General features: G+C 65.9%; 17 protein-coding genes. 9 read left to right on the plus strand and 8 right to left on the minus strand.

Annotated elements, in window-relative coordinates:
• Nucleotides 1-428 precede the first annotated feature (428 nt).
• Entirely contained in the window at nucleotides 429-1,277 is an 849-nt protein-coding gene (locus KHP60_RS17925; protein ID WP_213565699.1) for a ChbG/HpnK family deacetylase, read from the minus strand.
• A gap of 98 nt (nucleotides 1,278-1,375) precedes the next feature.
• Between KHP60_RS17925 and KHP60_RS17930 the strand changes: the two genes are divergently transcribed.
• A complete protein-coding gene (locus KHP60_RS17930; RefSeq protein WP_311925165.1) occupies nucleotides 1,376-2,362 on the plus strand; it encodes a glycosyltransferase family 2 protein in 987 nt (328 codons plus the stop codon).
• A gap of 5 nt (nucleotides 2,363-2,367) precedes the next feature.
• Nucleotides 2,368-3,894, plus strand: coding sequence for a murein biosynthesis integral membrane protein MurJ (gene murJ, locus KHP60_RS17935; protein WP_213565701.1), 1,527 nt, complete (start codon nucleotides 2,368-2,370; stop codon nucleotides 3,892-3,894).
• Here the strand turns inward: murJ and KHP60_RS17940 are convergent.
• Both KHP60_RS17940 and KHP60_RS17945 read right to left on the minus strand, forming a co-directional pair.
• Nucleotides 3,875-5,053, minus strand: coding sequence for an adenylate/guanylate cyclase domain-containing protein (locus tag KHP60_RS17940; RefSeq protein WP_213565702.1), 1,179 nt, complete (start codon nucleotides 5,051-5,053; stop codon nucleotides 3,875-3,877). The genes murJ and KHP60_RS17940 overlap by 20 nt on opposite strands.
• Nucleotides 5,054-5,105: 52 nt before the next feature.
• Entirely contained in the window at nucleotides 5,106-5,825 is a 720-nt protein-coding gene (locus tag KHP60_RS17945) for a DUF1194 domain-containing protein (RefSeq protein WP_213565703.1), read from the minus strand.
• Between the two features lie 470 nt (nucleotides 5,826-6,295).
• Between KHP60_RS17945 and KHP60_RS25715 the strand changes: the two genes are divergently transcribed.
• Nucleotides 6,296-7,984: a methyl-accepting chemotaxis protein gene (locus KHP60_RS25715; RefSeq protein ID WP_213565704.1), complete on the plus strand. Its 1,689-nt coding sequence runs from the start codon at nucleotides 6,296-6,298 to the stop codon at nucleotides 7,982-7,984.
• Between the two features lie 104 nt (nucleotides 7,985-8,088).
• Here the strand turns inward: KHP60_RS25715 and KHP60_RS17955 are convergent, their stop codons facing one another.
• On the minus strand, nucleotides 8,089-8,964 hold the full coding sequence (locus tag KHP60_RS17955) for a branched-chain amino acid aminotransferase (RefSeq protein WP_213565705.1): 876 nt from the start codon (nucleotides 8,962-8,964) through the stop codon (nucleotides 8,089-8,091).
• Between the two features lie 169 nt (nucleotides 8,965-9,133).
• On the opposite strand from KHP60_RS17955, the gene KHP60_RS17960 reads away from it, so the two are divergent.
• Nucleotides 9,134-9,811 carry a haloacid dehalogenase type II gene (locus KHP60_RS17960; RefSeq protein ID WP_213565706.1) on the plus strand — a complete coding sequence of 226 codons (678 nt, stop codon included), beginning with the start codon at nucleotides 9,134-9,136 and terminating at the stop codon, nucleotides 9,809-9,811.
• A 121-nt stretch (nucleotides 9,812-9,932) separates the two neighbouring features.
• On the opposite strand, the gene KHP60_RS17965 is transcribed toward KHP60_RS17960, so the two are convergent.
• From KHP60_RS17965 to KHP60_RS17975, 3 genes are all read right to left on the minus strand, one after another.
• Nucleotides 9,933-11,315: a M20/M25/M40 family metallo-hydrolase gene (locus KHP60_RS17965; RefSeq protein WP_213565707.1), complete on the minus strand. Its 1,383-nt coding sequence runs from the start codon at nucleotides 11,313-11,315 to the stop codon at nucleotides 9,933-9,935.
• Nucleotides 11,316-11,370: 55 nt separating this feature from the next.
• Nucleotides 11,371-12,096 (minus strand): SGNH/GDSL hydrolase family protein, encoded by a 726-nt coding sequence (locus KHP60_RS17970; protein WP_213565708.1) that lies wholly within the window; start codon nucleotides 12,094-12,096, stop codon nucleotides 11,371-11,373.
• A gap of 181 nt (nucleotides 12,097-12,277) precedes the next feature.
• Nucleotides 12,278-13,816, minus strand: coding sequence for a helicase HerA-like domain-containing protein (locus KHP60_RS17975; protein WP_213565709.1), 1,539 nt, complete (start codon nucleotides 13,814-13,816; stop codon nucleotides 12,278-12,280).
• A 222-nt stretch (nucleotides 13,817-14,038) separates the two neighbouring features.
• Here KHP60_RS17975 and KHP60_RS17980 point away from each other — a divergent pair, with 222 nt between their 5' ends.
• From KHP60_RS17980 to scpA, 4 genes are all read left to right on the plus strand, one after another.
• Nucleotides 14,039-14,419 (plus strand): DUF2267 domain-containing protein, encoded by a 381-nt coding sequence (locus KHP60_RS17980; RefSeq protein ID WP_213565710.1) that lies wholly within the window; start codon nucleotides 14,039-14,041, stop codon nucleotides 14,417-14,419.
• Between the two features lie 370 nt (nucleotides 14,420-14,789).
• Nucleotides 14,790-16,817 (plus strand): methylmalonyl-CoA mutase family protein, encoded by a 2,028-nt coding sequence (locus KHP60_RS17985; protein WP_213565711.1) that lies wholly within the window; start codon nucleotides 14,790-14,792, stop codon nucleotides 16,815-16,817.
• A gap of 214 nt (nucleotides 16,818-17,031) precedes the next feature.
• Nucleotides 17,032-17,400 carry a hypothetical protein gene (locus KHP60_RS17990; protein ID WP_213565712.1) on the plus strand — a complete coding sequence of 123 codons (369 nt, stop codon included), beginning with the start codon at nucleotides 17,032-17,034 and terminating at the stop codon, nucleotides 17,398-17,400.
• 213 nt (nucleotides 17,401-17,613) lie between these two features.
• Nucleotides 17,614-19,776, plus strand: a complete 2,163-nt coding sequence (scpA, locus tag KHP60_RS17995; RefSeq protein ID WP_213565713.1) for a methylmalonyl-CoA mutase — start codon at nucleotides 17,614-17,616, stop codon at nucleotides 19,774-19,776.
• A gap of 179 nt (nucleotides 19,777-19,955) precedes the next feature.
• Here the strand turns inward: scpA and KHP60_RS18000 are convergent, their stop codons facing one another.
• Nucleotides 19,956-20,927 (minus strand): alpha/beta hydrolase, encoded by a 972-nt coding sequence (locus KHP60_RS18000; RefSeq protein WP_213565714.1) that lies wholly within the window; start codon nucleotides 20,925-20,927, stop codon nucleotides 19,956-19,958.
• A gap of 174 nt (nucleotides 20,928-21,101) precedes the next feature.
• Between KHP60_RS18000 and KHP60_RS18005 the strand changes: the two genes are divergently transcribed.
• Nucleotides 21,102-21,860 (plus strand): DUF3750 domain-containing protein, encoded by a 759-nt coding sequence (locus KHP60_RS18005; RefSeq protein ID WP_213565715.1) that lies wholly within the window; start codon nucleotides 21,102-21,104, stop codon nucleotides 21,858-21,860.
• Nucleotides 21,861-21,883: the final 23 nt, after the last annotated feature.

Genomic DNA, 21,883 nt, shown 5'->3' on the forward strand with positions numbered 1-21,883 from the left:
GCCGGCTCCCACGCTGCGACGCCTCGAGCGCGCCCCTCGTCAGGAACCGATCTAAGGCAACTCTCTAGCTTGTGTGCAACACAGTGTCAAGAACAAAGTGAGAACATTGTCCCCAGGCCTGACCACGCCCTCCACGTCATCACCGGCCCTGCGCCGGTGATCCCGATCGGAAAGGCACAGCGCCTCTCAGCATCGGGATGGCCGGGTCAAGCCCGGCCATCACCCCCGAGGGATGCACTTGCTGTCATTCAGGGGCCGCGTGAGCGCCCCCGGGATCCATCATCGCAACGTTGCAGAATGAGGCGGTGAGCGTCGCGCACTCTTCGGAACCGTCGTGATCATGGATTTCCACGCCTTCGCGCGGTCCTTCGGATCGGGCTCGCCTACGGCGCACGGAATGACGGTGCGAACCGCAGCGGTCGAGCGGCTCACGGCAACGGTGCCGGGACAAGCCTCAATCCCCGCTCCTCCAGCAACGCGCGAAAAGCCTCCGATTTCAGATAATTCAACTCCGCCACCCGGCTGTCCAGCGCCGGGTCGAGGGCGCGCAGCTCGTCATCGACATAGCCCGGGTGGCACATGACGAGGGGCCGGGCTCCAAGTTTCGAGAACGCCTCCTCGAAGATGCGAGCCGCCAGAACCGAGAGATCGAGCGGGGCGAAGCCCGAGAAGCCCTTGTTCGTCCGGAAGCCCGCCGCATGGGCGCTTCGAGCAAAGCCGCGGGCCAGGGATTTGACGATCAGCGCCTTGTTGCGCCCGACGGGGCGGCGCAGGATCGCCGTGGCTTTGTCCGAGGGGTCGCGCAGCCACACGCGGCCCGCATAGCCCCTCGCCTGCAGCGCCTGGATCAGGGCCGGCCTGATCGCCGGCAGGACATGGACGTGCTGGTGGCCGTCGACGAAAGCGGGGGTGTCGCCGAAGGTCTCCTCGAAGGCATCGATCTGGCGGCCGATTTCCTCGGCGATTTCGGTATCGGGCAATTGCCGCTTCAAAGCCTTCGGCAGCAGGTCCTTCAAGGCTGGAAATGTCCCCGAAGGCGCCAGTCCCGGCATCGGTCCCAGGGGCGAGCCCACGGTGAAGTTGAGGTGCAACCCGACGGCGATCCGATCCCTCAGGGGGATCAGAGCCGGCGCCGCCCGGCGCCAGCCGGGCATGTTGCTCATCGCTCCGGTAGCCGACAGACGGCCCATCTCGGCCAGTTCCACGATGCCCCGGCTTACCCCAGCGGCAAGGCCGAAATCGTCGGCACAGAGGATTACGCTACGAGAGAAGCTCATGCATGTCCTTAAAAATCGGCTTTGCCGCAGCCTAATGCTCTTGAGCAAAGGCGCAAACTCGGCTCTTGATGCAGCCCGACAATCAAGGGTCCTTTGCAGTGGCGTCGCCTCAGCTCAGCGTCATCATCCCCGTGCACAACGAGAGCGTGAACATCGCCCCCCTGTGCGAGCGCCTGCTCCCCGTCCTCAACCGGATCACATCGGTCTGGGAGGTGGTCTTCGTCGACGACGGCAGCCGAGACGAGACCTTGGACAGGATCAAGGAGATCAGCCGCTCCGAGCCTCGCATCGGGGCCGTCTCCTTCAGCCGCAACTTCGGCAAGGAAATCGCCATCGCGGCGGGGCTTGACCATGCCCAGGGCGACGCGGTGGTGATCATGGACGCCGACCTGCAGCATCCGCCGGAGATGATCGAGACCTTCGTGGAGCGCTGGCGTGAGGGCTACCTGATGGTCTACGGCCAGCGCACGGACCGCTCCGACGAAACCCGCGTCAAGCGCGGCTTCGCCCATCTGTTCTATCGGCTCTTCTCCCGCTTCGGCGAAATCGGTCTGCCCGAGGGCGCGGGCGATTTCCGCCTCATCGACCGCAAGGGCGTCGAGGTGCTGCGGACCCTCGGCGAGAAGGCCCGCTTCTCGAAAGGCCTCTATGCCTGGATCGGCTTCAAGGCGACCGGCGTGCCCTTCGTGGTGGAGGAGCGCCAGTTCGGCGCCTCGAAATGGAGCTTCAGGACGCTCTTCCGCTTCGCTTTCGACGGCATCGCGGCCTTCTCGACGGTTCCGCTGCGGATCTGGACCTATATCGGCTTCCTGATCTCGATCCTGTCGATCGCCACCGCCGTGTTCTTCGTGATCCGCACCCTCCTGTTCGGCACCGATCTCCCGGGCTTCCCGAGCCTGATCGTGTCGATCATGTTCTTCTCCGGCATCCAGCTCATGTCGCTTGGCGTCGTCGGCGAATATGTCGGCCGCATCTTCGCCGAGGTGAAGCGACGGCCGCTCTACGTCGTCGCCGAGCGCATCGGTGGCGCTGCGGAGGTATCGAACGGCCTCGTTCCCGACAATTATCGCATGCGCCGGGCCTGACAGCGATGTTCCGAAAAATCCTCTCCGTCGGCGGCTGGACGCTCGTCTCGCGTCTGACCGGCTTCATCCGCGACGTGGTGCTGGCAGCCGTCATGGGTGTCGGCCCCATCGCCGATGCCTTCGTGGTCGCGTCTCGCATCCCGAACCATTTCCGGGCCATCTTCAGCGAGGGCGCCTTCAACAGCGCGTTCCTGCCCACCTATGCGCGGGTCCTGGAGACGGAGGGCGCCACTCCCGCACGCTCGTTCGCCAGCCGCATCAGCACCCTGATGCTGATCGTGCAGGTCGCGCTCCTCGCGCTGGCGCTCTCCGCGATGCCGGCGGTGGTGACGCTGCTCGCCCCCGGCTTCTCGGAGGATCCGGCAAAGTTCGACCTGGCGGTGACGCTGACCCGCATCACCTTCCCCTATCTGCTTTTCGTCACCCTGGTGACGATCCTGTCGGCCATCCTCAACGCCCACGAGCGGTTTGCCGCCGCCGCCGCGGCCCCCGTCCTGCTCAACGTCTCCATCGTGGCCGCTCTGGCGGTGGCCTTCCTGTTTCCCAATGCCGGCTATGCGGCAGCCTGGGGCGTCACGGTTGCGGGCGTTCTCGAACTGCTGCTGGTCTGGGTCTCGGCCAGGCGCCTGGGCGTTGCGCCCGGCGTCGAGGCGCCGCGCCTCGATCCGGCCATGAAGCGGTTCTTTAAGACCCTGGGACCGGCCGTGATCGGCTCGGCGGGCGTGCAGCTCGCCATGTTCGCCGACACGATCATCGCCTCCTTCCTCCCCACCGGCGCTGTGGCCTCGCTCTATTATGCCGATCGGATCTATCAGCTGCCTCTCGGGGTGATCGGCATCGCGGCCGGTACGGTGCTGCTCCCCGAAATGAGCCGCCGGATCGCCGCGGGCGATGTTGCGGCAGCCCATGGGGCCCAGAACCGGGCCGTGGGGCTGACGCTGGCCCTCGCGGCACCGTTCGTCGTGGCCTTCCTGACCATGCCGGATCTCATCATGTCGGCCCTGTTCCAGCGCGGCGCCTTCGATGCGGCCGCAGCCCAGCGCTCCGGCGCGGTGCTCGCGGCCTATGCCGTCGGACTCCCCGCCGCCGTGCTCATCCGCTCGGCCGTGGCGAGCTTCTATTCGCGCTCCGACACGGTGACGCCGCTCATCGCCTCGCTCAGCGCGGTGGCCGTCAACGTGGCCCTGAAACTCATCCTGACCGGCCCCTACGGGGTCGTCGGCCTGTCGCTCGCCACCGCCATCGGCATCTGGGTCAATCTCGGCCTCCTGGTGCTCCTCGCCATGCGCCGGGGCTGGATGGATCCGAGCGGCACCCTCGGCCGCACCTCGGCTGCGGTGGCCGCCGCAAGCCTGCCGCTCGCCGCCTTTGCCTGGTTCGCGCCCGTGCCTCTCACGGAATGGACCGCCGCCCTCCCCGCCTGGCGCAACGAAACCCTGCTCGCGGGTCTCGGCGCTGCCGGCGCCCTGATCTATGGCGGCATGCTTCTCGCGGGCCTCAAGGTGCTGGGCGTCAGGCTGTCCAGACGCTGACGGACGCGAAGGTGAAGAGCTCCCGTTCCGTCGCGATGCCCCGGAGCCGGTGCCGGCCGAGGGAGCGGACGGGGACCGGGCTCGCCGAGGCCACGCTGTCGGACAGGACGACGGAACAGTCGAGGCTGCTGCACAGCGCCTCCATGCGGCTGACCTCGTTGACCGCGGGGCCGATCACCGTGAAGTCGAGGCGCCCGGCCGCGCCGATATTGCCGTAGAACACATCCCCGCAATGGAGTGCGATGTCGAGGCTGAGCGGCGTCTCGCCGGCACGGAGGCGGTTGACGGCATCGTTGCGGTCGAGCGCCGTTCGCGCAGCCCGTATCGCGGCCGCGCAGGCGCTCTCGCGGGAACGTTCCTCGGTGATCGGAAACGCCGCCAGGACGCCGTCTCCCATGAACTTGAGCACCTCGCCGCCATGCTCCGCCACCGGATCCGCCATGGCCTCGAGATGCTGGTCGAGCCGGGCGATCAGGTCCATGCCGGCGGTGTCCGCCAGACTGGTGAAGCCGCGCAGATCCGCGAACAGGAGCGCCGCCGTCACGGTCGTGCCGAACCCGCGCCGGATCTCGCCGCTCAGGACCCGTCTTCCGGCCGACAGCCCCACATAGGTGTCGAGCATCGCAACCGTGAGGTCGAACAGCGTCATGCGATAAGCAGCCAGGCCCAACAGGGGCAGAAGCCCGTCGATCCCTGCGATCTGCTCCGGCTGGAGCCCTTCGGGACGGCTGCTGGAGAAAGAGATCCCGATGCCCCGGAGGTCCGGGGCGCTCGTGTTGTCGAAGCTGAAGAGGCGCGCCAGATAATCAGCCCCGCCCTCGCGCCTGACATCCTCGAACACGTCGAACTGCTGGGCCGTCGGATCGTCGATACGCCAGTAGCAGCTCGTCTGCCCGGTTTGCATCATGTGGTTGAAGGGGCTCCGGTCGAACGCACGTTCATTGCGCTCATGGGAGACGCCCTCGACCATCAGGCCGGCCGAGCGGGTCCAGACATGGGTGTAGACGCGGATCGTCGGATTGACGGTCGGCAGGGCGAGATAGACCCGGACCAGCGGCATCCCCTCCGCCACCAGCTGCTCGGCAAAGCCTGAGAGCAACGAGCCGACATCCGTTCCCCGCAGGCCTTGTTCGATGATCCAGTCTTCGAGATTCGCCATGGCGGCCAGTCTAGCATTCCGGTCGGGAATGTCTTCTGGGACCGAACATCGGTTACCGGCCGGCGTGGCGGGTTGCCCCGCCGGTCCCGGCGATTTCCGTCAGGAGCTTGCGGCGAGCGGCGACCGCGAAGGGCCGCATCTCGTCGGCGATCTCGACGAAGGAACCGGGGCCCCCGATGACGCTCTGGCCATAGTAATCCTCCAGCGACATCCCGCCGGGCCCGCCCGGGCGTCCGCTGCCGGGACGGCGGATCGCCAGGGCGTTGATGGTGAAACCCTTGGCAAGCGCATCCGCCCTCGCCTGCTCGAGCGACCGGCCGTTCATGTTCGGGCCGTCGCCCGACACGTCGATGACCTTGCGGGTGCCTTCATGAGCGTTGGTCTCGACGAGGCGAACGGAAAAGTCGATGGCGTTGGAGATGGAGTTGTAGCCATAGGCTCCGCGCGGCGCGCTCATGAGTTTGTCGGCGAAGACCCTGGCGCTCGCCTCGTCGCGGAGCACGTGCCAGTCGACGATGAGAACCTGGGAGCTCGGCCCGCCCCATTCCATGTAGGCAACGGCAATGGCGCCGATGGACCCATCCTTGATGCCGTTGAGCACATCGGGGCTCACGAGCGCATCGGCCCAGCCCTGGCGCTGGAGGCGCAGTTCCGCATCGTCGATGGAGCCGGAGCCGTCGGCCGCGAAGACCAGTTCCAGGTCGACGGACTCCGCGAAGGCCGGAGCCGTCAGGAGGCCAAGGGCCACAAGGCTTTTCAGGACAAGGCGCATCGAAGGCTCCAGCGTTGGGCACAATGCTGGAGCCATTTAGGGCATTCCGTGGGGGAGACGGCCTCACCGGGCGATCACAAGTTTGTTGGAGGTCTCGGTGTCACTCGCCACTGAAGCGTTGCTGGAGGGGGTGACACCCTCCACGTCATCACCGGCCTCGTGCCGGTGATCTCGGTCCGAAAAGGCACGGTGTCTTCCAATCGGGATGGCCGGCACAAGGCCGACCATGACGGCGGTAGAGGCAGGATGAGATGAGACGGTGGCAAAGACAGCGTCGTGGCGAGAGGCGTTCGTTCAGCCAGACTCCTATCGCAGAGGAAGATCAGACTTCAGCGTTCAACTTCGCGATCAAATTGCAATAAGTCCGCCAAAATCCAACCCCTCAATAGTGCGAACACGGTTAACCCGATGTTTCACAATTCCTGAAATACTTTCCTGCAAGGGCATAGAATTCTCATGGGGCAAAAACGGTGTCTTTCTCGCTTCGATCCTGGTCCATTCGGACCAAGCTGTTTCTCAATTTCGGTGTACTGGCGCTGCTGATCGTCTCTGCCGTCGGTGGGGGCTGGTTCGGCACCCAGTCCATGCACGATTCCATCGACAGGATCTATGTGGATCGCATCGTCCCATTGCGGGACCTGAAGGTCGTCGCCGATCTGTATGCGGTGAACATCGTCGATACCTCCCACAAGGTGCGCAATGACAATCTGGGATGGGCCGATGCCCTGAAGGGCGTCGAGATCGCGAAGGCCGACATCGCCAAGCACTGGGCCGCGTACAAATCGATGATCGACGATCCGGGCGAGCTGAAGGCCGCCGAGGATGCTCAGGAACTCATGAAGAATGCCGACATTGCGATCGAAAAGCTCGTGGAGTTTCTGAAGGCGGAAGACAAGGTCAGCCTGACCTTCTTCACGATGACGGATCTCTATGCCGCCATCGACCCTGTGTCCGAAGCCGTCGGAAAACTCGTGAACATTCAGCTCGAATCGGCCAAGGCGCGCGCCGACTCGGCGAACAGCCTGTTCTCGACGATCAGCATCGCGTTCATGGCTATCGTGGCCTTGAGCGTGGTCGCCCTTGTCATGGGGGGCTGGTCGGTCGTTGCAGGCGTCTCCCGGCCGTTGACCCGCATCACCGGGCAGATGCAGGACCTGGCCGGCGGCAACCTGGCGGTCCAGGTGACGGATGCCCACAAGGGCGACGAGATCGGAATGCTCGCCCGGGTGCTGCAGGTGTTCAAGGATGAGCTGATCGCCAAGAAGCAGGCGGATGAAGCGGCCGCCCTGGAAGCGGACGCCCGCATGCGCCGGGCTGAGGTTCTGGACCAGCTCACGAAGCGCTTCGACGCCACGGTGTCGGCCCTGACCCAGGGGCTGTCCGCGGCAGCCACCGAGATGGAGGCCACGGCCCAGACCATGACGGCCGGCGTGGAGCAGGCCGCCGATCAGCTGGTGACCGTCTCATCCGCCGCCCAGCAGACCTCCTCGAACGTGCAGACGGTGGCGGCCGCCACCGAGGAGCTGTCGATCTCGATCCGTGAGATCGCCAGCCAGGTGAGCCAGTCCTCGCAGGTGGCGGAACGGGCCGTGGCCGGGACCCAGCGCACCAGCGCCACGGTGCAGGACCTCGCCGCCAGCGCCGAGAAGATCGGCAATGTGGTGCAGCTGATCAACACCATCGCGGGCCAGACCAACCTGTTGGCGCTCAACGCCACCATCGAGGCGGCGCGCGCCGGCGAGGCCGGCAAGGGCTTTGCCGTGGTGGCCACCGAGGTCAAGGACCTGGCCACCCAGACGGCCAAGGCCACCGAGGAGATCTCGGCCCAGATCGGCTCGGTGCAGCAGGCGACGCAGCAGACGGTGGCGGCGATCCAGGAGATCGCCCGCACGATCACCGAGATGAGCCAGATCTCGACCTCGATCGCGGCGGCCATGGAGGAGCAGGGTGCGGCCACCGCCGAGATCGCCCGCAACGTCCAGGAGGCGGCGCGCGGCACGGAGCAGGTGACCGGCAACATCGTGGGCGTGCAGCAGGCCGCCCAGGAAAACGGCGCCGCCGCCTCCCAGGTGCTGAGCGTCGCCGAGGAACTCGCCCGGCACTCCAGCGATCTCGGCCGCGAGGTCGAAACCTTCCTGTCCGGCGTCAAGGCTGCCTGAGTCTCAGAGCGCGATCCGAATAAGATGGGCGCGGGCGGCTTTCGAAAGCCGCCCGCGCCCATTGTCTTTTCCTCAGGCGTCTCGCCCTGCGTGCCGGGCAGGCCTCAGGCGGCCTTGAGGATCCCCTTGTCATGGGCGAAGGCCCAGTAGAGCTCGCGCGCCCGGCGATAGAACGGGCCGGGCTGCAGATCGCGGCTGTCGATGCGCAGCACCGGCATGACCTTGGAATAGTTGCCCGAGATGAAGATCTCGTCGGCGCTGGCGAAATCCTCGTAGCGCAGCGTTCCCTCGACCACCTCGGCGCCGTCGTCGCGCAGGAGCTGGATCACACGCTGGCGGGTGATGCCGTTCAGGAACGTGCCGTTCGGATACGGCGTATAGACCACACCGCCCTTGGCCATGAACACATTGGATGTCCCGGTTTCGGCCACGTTGCCGAGCGCATCGCACACGAGCGCGTTGTCGAACCCCTTCTCCTTCGCCTCGCGGATCACCCGGGCATTGTTGGGGTAGAGCGCGCCGGCCTTGGCGTCGGTCGGCATGGATTCGAGGGTCGGGCGGCGGAAGCTCGACTTCATGACCGAGAGCCCGCCCGGCACCGGCATCGGCGCCTCGAAGACGGACAGGCAGAACTGGGTCGATTCCGGATCCGGCGCGATGGTGGCCAGGCCCTCGGCCTCGCCCCAGTACATGGGCTTCACGTAGAGCGCCGTCCCCGGAGCGAACTTCTTCACGCCCTCGCGAACCAGATCGAGCATGGTCCCGACATCCATGGTGGGCTTGAGGCCGATGGTGGGGGCCGAGCGGTTCACGCGCTCGCAATGCCGGTCGAGATCGGGCGCGACGCCCTCGAACACCCGTGCGCCGTCGAACACGGACGAGCCGAGCCAGGAGACATGGGAGCGCGGCCCGATCAAGGGCGGATTGCCCTCATGCCATGCGCCGTTGAACCAGTTCCAGGTCTGCGAATGCCAAGCCACTTGTCTCGATCCTCTTAGGTCAGAAAGCCTGTCGCATCGAATCCCCTTCAGCCTCACCCGTCAATCGTTCCTTCGACCATCGGGGCATAAAGACTTGTGATGGATTCCATCCGGAGTGCTGATCATTGGCCGGATTGCCATCGATCCCTGTCGGTGCGAACCTTGCCGAATGCCCGCCTCAGCCGTCATCCCGGTCTCTGCCAAAGCCGTCGTCTTCGACGCCTATGGCACTCTGTTCGACGTGCACGCGGCCGTCGCCCGCCACATGACCGACATCGGACCGGACGCGGCGCGCTTCTCCGAGGTCTGGCGCGCGAAGCAGCTCGAATATTCCTGGGTGCTGTCGCTCGCCGGCCGATACGAGCCCTTCTGGACCCTGACCGAGAAGGCGCTCGACCATGCTTTTGCCCGGTTCCCGCAGATCGACCGTTCGGTCGGACCGCGCCTGCTGGAGGCCTATCGCACCCTCGATGCCTATCCTGATGTGCGGGAGACATTGCGCGCCCTGCGGGCACTCGGTCTCATGACCGGAATTTTGTCGAATGGCGATCCGGGCATGCTGAACGCGGCGGTGTCATCGGCAGGACTAGCCGATGATCTCGATACGATTCTGTCGGTCGATGCCGTGCGGGTGTTCAAGACGAGCCCCCGCACTTATGAACTCGTTCTCCAGGCTTTGCCCGTCGCCGCGAGTGAAGTCGTCTTCGTCTCCTCGAACCGCTGGGACATCGCGGGCGCCGCCGCATTCGGCTTCCATCCCGTATGGGTGAATCGGGCGGGCCTGCCGGACGAATATGCGGAGCTCGCGCCAAGCGCGGTGGTCAGGTCGCTCGGAGAGTTGGTGTGAACCGTCGTCATGGCCGGGCCTGTCCCGGCCATCCGATCAGAAGCGCGTTGCGCTCCACCGAAGCGAGATCACCGGCACGAGGCTGGTGATGACGTGTGCGGAGCACCGAATGTAAGACAATTCACTTCGCCAATGCCGCCAGGATCCGCGCCCAGGAGCGCGTGCCTTTGTGGAAGCTCTTGAGATCGTATTTCTCGTTCGGCGAGTGGATGCGGTCGTCGTCGAGACCGAAGCCGACGAAGAGGGTGTCGAGGCCGAGGGTGCGCTTGAAGTCGCCGCCGACCGGAATCGAACCGCCCATGCCGATGACGATGGGATCCTTCTGCCATTCGTCGTGGAGCGCCGATTTCGCCGCCGTGATCGCCGGGAAGTCGTGCGGCAGGGCCAAGGCGCGCGAGCCCTTGTGCCTGATGAATTCCACCGAGCAATCGGCGGGAATGCGCTCGCGCACGAAGGCCTGGAAATTCTCGGAGATCCTTTCCGGATCCTGATCGCCGACGAGACGGAAGGAGATCTTGCAGCGGGCCTCAGCCGCAATCACCGTCTTGGTGCCCTCGCCCGTATAGCCGCCGATGATGCCGTTCACGTCGCAGGTGGGGCGCGACTGGATCTGCTCGATCAGCATGCGTCCCTTCTCGCCGGCGGAATGCCTCAGGCCGATCTGGCCGAGGAATTCCTCCTCCGTGAGATTGAGGTTCTTCCACTGCTCGAGAACCTGCGTCGGCGTTTCCGGCACGCCCTCGTAGAAATCCGGAACCGTGATCCGCCCGTTGTCGTCGTGAATGGCCGCGACGATCTTCGAGAGCACATGGATCGGGTTGCGGGCCGCGCCGCCGAAGGTGCCCGAGTGCAGATCGCGGTCCGCGCAGCGCACGATCACTTCCTCGTAGACCATGCCGCGCAGAGAGGACGTGATGGCGGGCGTGTCCTGATCCCACATGCCCGTGTCGCAGACGAGAGCCACATCGGCCTTCAGCTCGTCCTTGTTGGCCGCGATGAATTCGGGCAGGAACTTGGAGCCGTCCTCTTCCGCGCCCTCGACAAGGAACGTGATGTCGATCGGCAGCGAACCCGTCACGGCCTTCCAGGCGCGGCAGGCCTCGACGAAGGTCATCACCTGCCCCTTGTCGTCGGAAGAGCCGCGCGCGCTGATGGCCTTGCGGCCATCGGCGAGCGTGATGATGCGCGGCTCGAAGGGGGGCGTTTCCCAGAGTTCGAGCGGATCGACGGGCTGCACGTCGTAATGCCCGTAGAAGAGCACATGCAGCTTCCCCTCGTGGCCGGCACGGCCGAGCACCACCGGATGCCCGCCCGTCTCGCGCAGGGAGGCCTCGACCCCGATGCTCTTCAGCTCGTCGACGAGCCATTGCCCGGCAATGCGGCAATGATCCTTGTAGGTCGGGTCGGTGGAGATGGACGGCACTTTCAGCCAATGGAACAGCCGCTCCAAGGAAGTGTCGAGATCGGCGTCGATGCGCTGAAGAACCTGGTCGAGATGGGACATGGGAGAATGCAACTCACTTGAGACAAGCTGCCGATTCCATGCTCCCGATCCTGGCTTATTGCAAGGCCTCCGCTGCTTTCACGGGCGCGGGCTCCAGGATGCCCACGGGACACAGCAAGGCGCCGAGCCGTGCCTGGACGGCGCGGTACGAAGCCATGTGCACCCCGTCCCGCATCGTACCGGGCTGAGCGGTGCTTCGATCGCGCTCACGGGCGGAGTCGTACGGATCGACAAATTCGCATCCCTCGCGGGCGCACAGATCGCGGAGCATCTCCGAATAGGCCGCAACGGCCGGGATCTCGAAACCGTCCTTGAAGGAGCTGACCGGTGGAACGGCCGTAACGATCACGCGGGGCGCCACCTTCCGGAAGGTGGCGACAATCTGCGAGACGTCGCGCTCGTAGGCGTTCTGTGATGCCGGCGCGAGCGGATTTCTTTTCCGGGTCAGGTTGTTCGTGCCGATCGTCAGCACGATCGCCTCCGGGCGGGAATGGAACTCGAGCCTTGAAGCGAGATCCCTGTAGAGATCGGACTTTGCGCCGCTGATGCCGCCATTCACGATCTCGCGGCCGCACAGACGGTAGGTTTCATTGAACAGTTCGACGTGGGAGTCGCCAGCGAGAAAGATGAAACCCTTCCGGACCTCGTCCAGATGGGTGTTGATCTGCGGGAGCCGCTGCTCCGCATAGGTTTCGGAACTGAGCCCCCTCGACTGCTTGGTTCCAGCCCAGAACGCCAACCCGCCACAGAGAGCAAGGACCCCGAGTGAACTCGCGATCAAGCGGGATGGGTGTCCGGCCCGGCCGGCCAGGACGAAGGAGTGGAAAAACCTGAGGAACATCGGGCAACGGGACTCGGTTTACGCAGATACGCCTGCCGATTCCTTACATAATTACACTGCAAAACCTCAACGTTCCCTTACCGGGCACCTCCTCAATTTGTGACATTGTGACATTTTTGCCTTACCGCCGCAGGAGACCGCCCAGGGTTCCGCGCACGATGGCGCGTCCGATGGAGCTGCCCTGGCGGCCACCGATGGTTCTGCCGATCTCGGCCGCCAGGCCGCCCACCGTCTGGTTGACGATCGTGCGGGTGACCTCGCGGGTCACCCGCTGCGTCGCCGTCATCGATCCCTTGCGCTGGCCCGTCGTGCCGAAGAGACCGCCGAGCATGTCCAGAATGCCTCCTCCGCCTTCGGCCGCCTTCGCTTCGGCGGCCGCCTGCTCGGCGCGCTTGGCGAGCATCTCGTAGGCGGATTCCGGATCGACCGGCTGGTCGTATTTGCCCCGCATCGGGCTGGACGCCACGATCCGCTGGCGCTCGGACAACTCGATCGGCCCGACCTGCGCCATGGGCGGCGCGATCAGCGTGCGCTCCACCATGGAGGGCACCCCCTTCCCTTCCAGGGTCGAGACCAGGGCCTCGCCGACGCCGAGTTCGGTGATGGCCTTCTCCGTGGCGAAGGCTGGGTTCTGGCGGAAGGTCTGCGCCGCCACGCGCACGGCCTTCTGCTCGCGCGGGGTATAGGCGCGAAGCCCATGCTGCACCCGGTTGCCGAGCTGCGCCAGGATGCTCTCGGGCACGTCGACCGGGTTCTGCGTGATGAAGTAAACGCCGACGCCTTTCGAACGGATGAGGCGGACCACGCGCTCCACGGTCTCGACGAGCGCCTTCGGGGCATCGTTGAAGAGAAGGTGCGCTTCGTCGAAGAAGAAGACGAGCTTGGGCTGATCGACATCGCCGACTTCCGGCAGTTCCTCGAACAATTCGGACATCAGCCACAGGAGGAAGGTGGCGTAGAGGCGCGGATTGCTCATGAGCTTGTCCGCCGCCAGGATGTTGACGACGCCGCGTCCGTCGCGATCCGTGCGCATCAGGTCCTTGATGTCGAGCGCCGGCTCGCCGAGGAACTCGTCGCCCTGCTGGTTCTCGAGAACGAGAAGCTGGCGCTGGATCGTCCCGATGGTGGCCTTTGACACGTTGCCGTAGGTCGTGGTGAGTTGGCTCGCATTGTCGGAGATGAGCTGGAGCAGCGCCCGCAGATCCTTCAGATCGAGCAGCAGCAATCCTTGCTCGTCGGCGATCCGGAAAGCGATATTGAGAACGCCCTCCTGCGTATCGTTGAGATCGAGGAGGCGCGAGAGAAGCAGCGGCCCCATCTCGGATATCGTCGCCCGCACACGGTGGCCCTGCTCGCCGAACAGGTCCCAGAACACCACCGGGAACGTGTCCGGCACGTATTCGATGCCGATCTCCTTGGCGCGTTTCACCAGAGGCTCCTTGCCGTTGCCGGGAGCCGCCATGCCGGAGAGATCGCCCTTGATGTCGGCGGCGAAGACCGGGACGCCCGCGTTGGAGAATCCTTCCGCGAGCACCTGGAGCGAGACGGTCTTGCCCGTACCCGTGGCGCCGGTCACCAGGCCATGGCGGTTGGCGAGCCTCAGGTCCAGATATTCCGGCTTGGTGCTTTTGCCGATGAAGATCTTCCCGTCTTCGAGCATCGTGATCCAGAGCATCGGGCCCAAAAGCGAATCGCACTCTCGGGATCAATCCGATGCTCTCCTCTTCGATAAGCGCATCGTTCTGCGCGAAAACCGGATCCACTTTTCCGCACGACGCGCTAAGGATCTTAGACGGCTTGTGGCGAGTTTCCACTCTCGGGTTTCTTGATTTAACAGTTTAGTCGTGAACTATCGCCCCCGTACCAGTATCAGGAGAATCAGATGGACGAACTCATCGCCCGCGTGACGCAGAAGACCGGCCTCGACCAGGCGACCGCCCGGAAGGCCATCGGCATCATTCTGGGCTACCTCCAGAAAGAGGGACCGCAGACCGAGGTCAACCAGCTGATCGCGGCCCTGCCGGGTGCCGAGGACGCCATCGAGCAGGCCAAGACCGGCGCCGGCGGCGGCATGATGGGCATGATCGGCTCGATGGGCGGCGGCGTGATGGCACTGGGCGGCCAGCTCATGGGTGCCGGCGTGTCCATGGGCCAGATGCAGCCCCTGGGCAAGGAGCTCTTCGCCTATGGCCGCGAGAAGGCCGGCGAGGACACGATGGGCACCATCATGGGCTCGATCCCCGGCCTGTCGCAGTTCGTTTAAGGGACAAATCGGGCACCGCCGGCCACGCAGGTGATCCCGATGCTGAAAGGCACGGCGCCTCTCAGCATCGGGATGGCCGGGTCAAGCCCGGCCATGACGAGGCAGGGTACGACGGGATGATGGACGACGCCGGATGAGGCGCAGCCTTTCACTCCTCCCTCCACGTCATCACCTCCTCCACGTCATCACCGGGCTTCTCCCGGTGATCCCGATTGTGTGGAGCGCCGCGCTCCACACAATCGGGACGGCCATGACGGCGGAGACATGACGGCAGGCCTGCGCAATCCCCGTCCTTTGGGGCATTCCCACGGCATCCCCATCCCGGTATTGTCCGGCGCAATCTCAATGCCCTGCCCGAATGGGAATGCCCATGGACGATCTCTCTCTCGCGGCCGATTTTCCGCCAGCCACCCACGAGCAATGGCTCAAGCGGGTCGAAGGCGTGCTGAAGGGCGCGGACTTCCAGAAGAAGCTCGTGTCCCGCAGCCATGACGGCATCGCCATCCAGCCGCTCTATCCGAAGGCGGAAGGGTCCGCGCCGGTTGCCCGCGAGCAGGCCGGCCGCTGGCGTGTGTCGCAGCGGGTCGACCATCCCGATCCCTCCAAGGCCAACGAACTCGCCCTGCTCGATCTCGAAGGCGGCGCCGATGCGCTCACCCTCGTGACCCACAAGGCGCCCGCCGCCCGCGGCTTCGGCGTGCGGATCGACAGCCTCGACGATCTCGACCGGGCGCTCTCCGGCGTGATGCTCGATCTCATCCACCTGCGCCTCGACGCCGGTGGCCATGGCCGCCAGATCGCCGCGCTGGTGCTGGCTCTGGCCGAGCGGCGCGCCCACAGGCTCTCCGACGTCTCCCTCGATCTCGGCCTCGACCCCATCGGCGCCATGGCCGCGCAGGGGCACATGTCCGCCTCGTGGGACGCCATGGCCCGGCGCATGGGCGACACGCTCGCGAATCTGACGGATCAGGGCTTTGCCGGCCGCACCTTCCTGGCCGATGGACGGGTCTATCACGAGGCCGGCGCCAGCGAGGCGCAGGAACTGGCTGCCGTGCTCGCCACAGGCATCGGCACCCTGCGCGCGCTTGAGGCCCAGGGCCATTCGCTCGATGCCGCGCGCCGGGCGCTTTCGTTCCTGCTCGTGGCCGATGCCGACGAGTTCCTCACCGTGGCGAAGCTGCGTGCCCTGCGGCGCCTCTGGGCGCGGGTCGAGCAGGCCTGCGGCCTGGAGCCGAGGCCGATCCGCCTGCATGCGGAAACCGCCTGGCGCACGACCACCCGGCGCGACCCGTGGGTCAACATGCTGCGCACCACGGTCGCGGTCTTCTCGGCCGGGATCGGCGGGGCGGATGCGATCACGACGCTCCCCCTCACGGCGGCCCTCGGTCTGCCCGACGCCTTCGCCCGCAGGATCGCGCGCAACACGCAAGTGATCCTCCTCGACGAATCGAACCTCGCCCGCGTGGTCGATCCGGCCGCCGGTGCGGGCGGATTCGAGGCACTCACCGATGCTCTCTGCGAAAAGGCCTGGGGACTGTTCCAGGAGATCGAGCGCGAGGGCGGCATTCTGGAGAGCCTGAAAGGCGACAAGCTCCAGGGTCGGATCGCCACGGTCCGGGCCCGGCGGGAGAAGGCCGTGGCCACCCGCAGGGAGCCGATCACCGGCACGAGCGAGTTCCCGAACGTCCATGAGGCGGATGTGGCGGTCCTTTTCCCCTCCCCCATGTGGGGAGAGGCCAGGGTTGGGGCTGACGGCGCTGAACTGGACCAGCGTGGCGCTCACACCCCCTCCTCCACCTCCTCGCTACAAGGGGGAGGAGAGCTGGTCGCGGCGGCAGAGACCCCTTTCGCCGCTCTCGTCCAGATGGCCGTGCAGGGTGCGAGCCTGCCGCAACTCGCCGGCACGGCTTCCGGCCCCTCGCCGGTCTCGATCGCACCTCTGCCGTCGATCCGCACGGCCGAGCCCTTCGAGCGCCTGCGCGATCGTTCGGATGCCTATCGGGCCAGGACCGGAGAACGCCCCAAGGTCTTCCTGGCCAATCTCGGTCCGATCTCGGCCTTTTCGGCCCGCGCCACCTTCGCCAAGAATTTCTTCGAGGCGGGCGGAATCGAAGCCGTCATGACCGATGGGTTTTCAGACAACGACAAGCTCCGGCAAGCCTATATCGAAAGCAAGGCCAAGCTGTCCTGCATCTGCTCGACCGACGAGATCTACGAGAAGCACGCGCTTGATGCCGCGGGAATCCTGCGCTCGGCCGGATCGCCGCTCGTCTGCCTTGCGGGGCGGCCGGGTGAGCGTGAAGCGGAGCTGACCCGCGCAGGCGTCACCACTTTCATCTATGCCGGGTGCGACACCCTCGAGGTCCTGAGCCAGGCTCTCGACGAGGCCTGCGCCTGAAGCTTTGAGCCTCCTCCCGGTTCTTCGGGTGCCGGATGGTTCGGAGGCCCACCGGCGACGCCTGCTCCAGTCCCGTCCATCAACATTCCAGAGCCGCTGCATCCGCCGGTGCAGCGGCTTTTTCGCGGCTCACGCAAAGCTGAAAGACACAGCAGGAACCTGCCCGAAAACCTCACGTTGGTTCAGCCCATTCCTCGATGTTTCGGAGTGTTTCATGGGTGTGATGTCCTGGCTTGGCGCGGCAACCCTGACGGCCATCGTTCTTGCGCCCCAAGCTCATGCGCAAGCCAACCGGTTCGACGGCAACTGGAGCGTGGAAGTCGTCACGGAGAGGGGCGCCTGCGACCGGGCCTATCGCTATGCCGTCGTCGTTCAGAACGGCCGCGCCCGCTACGGCGGCCCGGAGAACTTCAACGTCAACGGCCAGGTCAGCCCGAACGGCTCCGTATCCGCCAGCATCTCGCGCGGCCAGGACCGGGCCAGCGTCTCCGGCCGCCTGACGGGCAACACCGGCCGGGGCACCTGGACGACCTCCGGCGGACGGGTCTGTTCGGGCTATTGGAACGCGGAGAAGCGGGGGTGATGTTCCATGTCATGGCCGGGCGCGTCCCGGCCATCCCGATTGATTGAAGCGCGGCGCCTCCCGGGTCGGGATCACCGGCACGAGGCCGGTGATGACGTGGTGGAGCATCGGCCTACCTTCTCCGACCATGCGCCGATAGCATCCCGGTGCCGGATGCCCTAAAATGAAGCCGTTCATATTGTTTCATCCGTCAAGGGCACCCGTTCCAAGGTCATGACCAGCATCCCGGACTTTCCGAGCGTCGCCTTCGCCGACGCTCCCCTGGCATCCTCCTCGCCGCAGCAGGCCGAGCCGTGGCTGACGCCGGAGGGCATCGCGGTCAAGGCCGCTTATGGAGCCGAGGATCGCGCCGGGCTGGATTTCCTCGACACCTTGCCGGGCATCGCGCCGTTCCTGCGCGGCCCCTATCCGACCATGTACGTGAACCAGCCCTGGACCGTGCGCCAATATGCCGGCTTCTCCACGGCCGAGGATTCCAACGCCTTCTACCGGCGCAACCTCGCGGCGGGCCAGAAGGGCCTCTCGGTCGCCTTCGATCTCGCGACCCACCGCGGCTACGATTCCGATCATCCGCGCGTGGCGGGCGACGTGGGCATGGCGGGCGTCGCCATCGATTCCATCTACGACATGCGCACGCTGTTCGCCGGCATTCCGCTCGACCAGATGAGCGTGTCGATGACCATGAACGGCGCGGTGCTGCCGGTGCTCGCGCTCTACATCGTGGCCGCCGAGGAACAGGGCGTGCCGCCGCACAAGCTCTCGGGCACGATCCAGAACGACATCCTGAAAGAGTTCATGGTGCGCAACACCTACATCTACCCGCCGAAAGGGTCGATGCGCATCATCTCGGACATCTTCGCCTATACCTCGGCGAACATGCCGAAGTTCAACTCGATCTCGATCTCCGGCTATCACATGCAGGAGGCGGGTGCGACGCAGGATCTGGAGCTCGCCTATACGCTCGCCGACGGCGTCGAGTACATCCGCGCGGGCATTGCCGCGGGTCTGACCATCGACCAGTTCGCCCCGCGCCTGTCGTTCTTCTGGGCGGTGGGCATGAACTTCTTCATGGAAGTGGCCAAGATGCGCGCCGCGCGCCTTCTCTGGGCGAAGCTCGTGAAGGGCTTCGACCCGCAATCCGAGAAATCGCTGCCGCTGCGCACGCACTCCCAGACCTCCGGCTGGTCGCTCACCGCGCAGGACGTGTTCAACAACGTCACCCGCACCTGCATCGAGGCGATGGCCGCCACGCAAGGGCACACGCAGTCCCTGCACACCAACGCGCTCGACGAGGCGCTCGCTCTGCCCACCGACTTCTCGGCCCGCATCGCCCGCAACACGCAGCTCTTCCTGCAGCAGGAGAGCGGCACCACCCGCATCATCGATCCGTGGGGCGGCTCGTACTACGTCGAGCGTCTCACTTATGAGCTAGCCGAGAGGGCCTGGGCCCATATCCAGGAGGTCGAGAGCCTGGGGGGCATGGCCAAGGCCATCGAGGCGGGCATTCCGAAGCTGAAGATCGAGGAGGCGGCCGCCCGCACGCAGGCGCGCATCGATTCCGGTCATCAGAAGATCGTCGGCGTGAACTGCTTCAAGTCGACGGACGAGGCTTCCATCGACATCCTGAAGGTCGACAACGCCGCCGTGCGCGCGAGCCAGATCGAGAAGCTCGCGCGTCTGAAGGCCGAGCGCAGCCAGGCCGACGTGGAGGCTGCTCTCAACGCCCTGTCGCAGGCGGCAGCCGGCGCGGGCAACCTGCTCGACCTCGCCGTGAAGGCGGCGCGCGCCAAGGCGACGGTGGGCGAGATTTCCGACGCGTTGGAGAAGGTCTGGGGCCGTCATCGGGCCGAGATCAAGGCGATTTCGGGCGTGTACAAACGGGAGGTCGGCATGGCGTCGCCAGCGGTCGAGAAGATCCGCGCTCTGGTGGAGCAGTTCGAGCATGACGACGGCCGGCGCCCGCGCATTCTCGTCGCCAAGATGGGCCAGGACGGGCACGACCGCGGCCAGAAGGTGATCGCCTCGGCGTTTGCCGATCTCGGCTTCGACGTCGATATCGGCCCGCTCTTCGCCACGCCTGCGGAAGCGGCCCGTCAGGCGATCGAGAACGACGTGCACATCATCGGCGTGTCGTCGCTGGCGGCGGGCCATCTGACGCTCGTGCCGGAGCTGAAAGGCGAGCTCGCGAAGTTCGGCCGCGACGACATCATGATCGTGGTCGGCGGCGTGATCCCGCCGCAGGATTTCGACGCGCTGCATCAGGCCGGCGCCTCGGCGATCTTCCCGCCCGGCACCGTGATCGCCGATGCGGCCGTGAACCTGATCGACGATCTCAACCGGCGTCTGGGATACGGGCCGAAACAGGCGGCGGAGTAACGCCGCCTCGCTTTCCGCGAACACCTTTCGATGTCATGGCCGGGCTCGTCCCGGCCATCCCGGCTCTGTGAAGCGACATGCTTTTCCTAATCGGGATCACCGGCACGAGGCCGGTGATGACGAGGAGAGGTCAGTTGAGACGACGGCCGGAGAGTTGGCCAGTCGGTGATGTGGTCGAACTACGACCGCTCGATCGCCCGCTTGATCACCTGCTGCACTTCATTGTTCGACAGGAACAGGTCGTGGTTGATGATGCCGCCGCCGAATTCGGAGGCGTCGGCCACGCGCACGCCGAGGGATTCCAGCCGCTCGCGGTCCGCCGCTCCGGCCCGGATGATGCCGCCCGCGAGACGGCTCGAGACGGCGAGCGCCCGGTCGTTGGTGGAGCTGATGACGGTGATCTTCTTCGCATCCGGTCCCAGCCGCTCGAGGCCGCGGGCGAAAAGATCGATGTCGATGTCGGGGGCCGCCAGCACCACGGCGCCGATGCGCTCCATGGCGTTCTCCCCGCCCGAGGCGCGCAGCATCCGAAGGGTCTCGAGGGTGAGCAGGGTGCCCATGCTGTGGGCCACGATGTGGATGCGCCCGCCGCTCGGGGTCTTGGCGATGGCGGTGAGCAGATCCTCCAGGGCGTCGCGGGACCACATGGCGCTTTCGCGGTCGGCCACGTAGCTGAAGGTGGAAGCCGCGGAGGGCCAGGTGAACAGGCCCGTCACGCCGCCGAACTTGATGCCCTCGGAAAGATCGATCGTCGAGGTCGCGGCCGTCTCGAAGCTTTCCTTGTAGCCGTGGATGTAGAGCAGCAGGTTGTGCCCGAAGGCCGCCTGAGCGAAGGCCTGGGCCGCGTTGCCGTGATCGACCTTCTCGACTTTCGAGATGCTCCAGCCGCGGGTTCCGAGGAGGGAATCGGCCGGCGGCGTCAGGCGCGCTTCCGCGAAGACCAGGTCTGCGGAGCGCTCGCTGCTGAACCAGGGCTTCCTCGGCGGATCGCCGACCGGGAGCCGCGTGGTCGCCACGAGGAGCTTCGGATCCCGCGCGAGACCGACCTGCGACGAGACCGGGGTGGTGAGCGCCGATTCCTCTCCGAGGCAGCCGGACAGGGCGAGGCTTGCAAGGCACACGAGAGCAAGGCGCGAAACAGGGAGGAGCATGAGGCCTGGTTTCAAGAGACAATGGGGGCAGTGCTGTTTTGGCCCCGATCATGGCATGCGCAAGGCAGAGGCCCGATGAAGACGCGTCGGAGCGGAAATACGGTAACCCAATGGTGAACGGGAGCGCCCGCATGTCACCTTGATGCTCCGGCGGAGCCTCCGTACCTTGGCACGATGCTTGCTTTCCTTTCCCGTGTTTTCCTCGTCATCGTCGGCCTGTTTGTTCTTCCCCTAGGGGCTCATGCGCTCTGGTGGGCGATGCGCGACGACGTCGCGCCGAGTTGGCGCGCGGCGGACTGGTCGAGCGCGAAGCTCCTGCCGGCCGTGTCCGAAGCGCCGCAGGCCATCGTGGCGATCTATGCCGCGCGGGTCGGCCGTTGGCGCGGCATCTTCGCCCATCACACCTGGGTGGTCATGAAGGAGGCCGGGGCCGGCACCTATACCCGCTACGACAAGGTCGGCTGGGGCAGCCCGGTCCGCACCAACGGATGGGCGCCGGACGGCCGCTGGTTCGGCAATGCGCCGCATCCCGTCGTGGTGATCGAGGGCGAGGCGGCACAGCGCCTGATCCCGCAGGTCCGCCAGGCGGTGGCGAGCTACCCCTATCAGACCTTCGGCGCCTACAACGCCTGGCCCGGCCCGAACTCGAACACCTTCGTGGCCCATGTGATGCGCTCGGTCCCCGAACTCGGCGCAGCGCTTCCGCCGACGGCGCTGGGCAAGGACTGGCAGCCCTGGCGGGAGATCATCGGCCTGACCCCGAGCCGCACCGGCATCCAGATCTCGCTCGGCGGCTATGCGGGCGTCGCGCTCGGCTGGATCGAGGGCATCGAGGTCGACTTCATGGGCCTCGTGGCCGGCATCGACGTGCGCCGCCCGGCCATCAAGATTCCCGCCTGGGGACGAATCGGCATGGACCCGATCACCTGGTGAAAGCCGGGCGCAGATGCGCTAAA

Origin of the sequence: Microvirga sp. 3-52 (assembly GCF_018383585.1) — a bacterium.
Taxonomy (GTDB): Bacteria; Pseudomonadota; Alphaproteobacteria; order Rhizobiales; family Beijerinckiaceae; genus Microvirga.